At 56.1% G+C, this 1,996-nt stretch carries 3 protein-coding genes, 1 tRNA gene and 1 pseudogene; all 5 read left to right on the top strand.

Annotation, left to right across the window (positions count from 1 at the left end):
- Positions 1–121: 121 nt before the first annotated feature.
- Positions 122–340 (top strand): hypothetical protein, encoded by a 219-nt coding sequence (locus tag ACP5J3_RS13785; protein WP_428496209.1) that lies wholly within the window; start codon positions 122–124, stop codon positions 338–340.
- Between the two features lie 15 nt (positions 341–355).
- Positions 356–931: an ATP:cob(I)alamin adenosyltransferase gene (locus ACP5J3_RS13790; RefSeq protein WP_428496210.1), complete on the top strand. Its 576-nt coding sequence runs from the start codon at positions 356–358 to the stop codon at positions 929–931.
- Positions 932–967: 36 nt separating this feature from the next.
- Positions 968–1,071 (top strand) — tRNA-Ala (locus ACP5J3_RS13795).
- Between the two features lie 38 nt (positions 1,072–1,109).
- A complete protein-coding gene (locus ACP5J3_RS13800) occupies positions 1,110–1,781 on the top strand; it encodes a hypothetical protein (RefSeq protein WP_428496211.1) in 672 nt (223 codons plus the stop codon).
- Positions 1,782–1,785: 4 nt separating this feature from the next.
- Positions 1,786–1,996 (top strand): annotated as a pseudogene (locus tag ACP5J3_RS13805) (hypothetical protein); the annotation flags it as partial.

Below are 1,996 nucleotides of genomic sequence, written 5' to 3' on the forward strand. Positions count from 1 at the left end.
GCATCCTTGGCCGCTAGACGACCGGGCTCGTTACTTTTAATGCTGGTGTTTTTTAAGGTTTTTCACACGCCGTGTATATAATGTGGGGAAAAATTTATTAATCTCTCCCAAATTCCTATATATGGAGAGGCGGGTATCCATAACCGTATCGACGCCCTATATGGTAGATTTGATATATCGACGTATTGTGGGTGAGTTAAGAGCTATGAGTAGGAGAGTAGAGGTGCATGTGGAGGGTAATAGGATAACTATACCGCTGGTGGAGGGTGTCTACGATGCTGTGTGGAGGATAATAAAAACGTCGCCTTCGGTAGTTGTTGCGAGTGTAGATTTTAAGTAGGGTATATAACTTCTAGTGCCTGTATTAAGCAAGCCCTGTGTATTGGCGGGGACCTGCCCGGGTGATCTAGGCGACACAGAAGTTCTGTGGCTGGGGCGCCAGATGTGCGTCTCGAAGGCGTCGAATATCATCAAGGTGTTCGGCGCCTTGGAGGCCGCCCTGGGGTACATAAACTACGCGGCTGTGGTGTGTAGAAGACAGAAAAAATGTCTGAGTAGGGCGTACTGGTCCTTGTTTAATCTAGGTCTCTACCTAGCCACAGGTGACGATAAATACTACGGTAGGAGTCTATATATGCTTAACAAAGCTCTGAGGTGTATCCTACCTCTCTTGCCCGACTCCCCGCTGGGGTGGCTGTACTGTCTAGACAGGTGTTGCGTAGCTGTTAACAATGCCAGGGCATGGGTGAGGTGGGCCGAGAGGAGGATGGCCGCCGTGGAGGAGGGCAGAGAGGCCATCCTAGTGCTGAATCATCTAGGTAACGTGTTGTTTGAAGCTATGAGGACGTGTAAACACGGCGTCAAGACCTCCAGAGGATTCGTCGTGGTGAAGCCTGCTCCCCCGCCTGCGCCTCTGCCGCGTTGGTGGTAGTGGGAAAAGCTTAAAAACGCGTACTATATATGTAAAGGGCCGGTAGTCTAGCGGAAGGATGCCCGCCTTGCACGCGGGCGGTCCCGTCAAGTCCCCGCGAGGGGGCTTGGGATAGGGTTCGAATCCCGGCCGGTCCACCACTTCCTCTTTAAGGTGTTTAAAAGGGGGATGTAATTACGTGTATAGACCACGGGTTGACCCCTGTATATTCCTCCACTACAATCCCGGGGATTGGGTGGATTTGCTGGGGGAGGATTTCGTGAAGGAGCTGTTGAGGAGGTTTAGACACGTGGCTGTGGACGTGGACGGGCTTGTGGGCTATGTGGCGGAGAATCCCGAGGCGTTTCAGCTCGGCCTCAGGGGGCTTCGGGTGGCGGGGCGCTACAGAGAGGAGTGGATGCTCTATGTAGAGGGCGGCTATGTGGAGCCCCGCTGGAGGGCGAGGTGGCCGCTGGTTGCCGACAGCGGGGTGGTGGACGTGCGGCTACAAGTCTCCCCCTGCTATTTACTAACTGTGTTGAGCGACGGGGGGCGGAGGTACATATGGCGTAGCAGGGCGCCTTCTCTTTTCAAGTGGGTTTCGGCCGTGCCGAGGAGCAGGCCGCTTGAGGTGTTTAGAAGCGCCTTCCCGCTCTGGCTTAGGGAGCTGGCGTGGACGCGGGGCTACTCATGGGTGGCGTGGAGTCGGTGGAGGGATCGGCGTAATAGACACTTGGCGGAGTGGCTGTACTGGCTGGACACGGGCCGGATGGCTCATATAGATATGGCACTTGGGAGGTACCGCGACGTGTACGAGACGGCGGGCCGTACAAAACACGGCGCCGCCGAGGTTTTGTACGAATCGTCGTAGCGTTATGGAGGTGTCTATAAGCCAGGTAAGGTCTTGGCTGGGCGCCGGGTGGGAGATGTACTGGGGGCCGCCGCCGAGGGGGGTCTACCTCCTCAAGGAGGAATACATGGCGGATCCGGCGGATGTGGACGAGAGGTGCGGCGAGGGCCCCGTGGTGGTGTACGTCGCCGCGGTTTTCGATACGTTGAACGTGGTGTATGGACGGGTTAAGCCGG

Origin of the sequence: Pyrobaculum sp., assembly GCF_049971835.1 — an archaeon.
Classification (GTDB): domain Archaea; phylum Thermoproteota; class Thermoprotei; order Thermoproteales; family Thermoproteaceae; genus Pyrobaculum.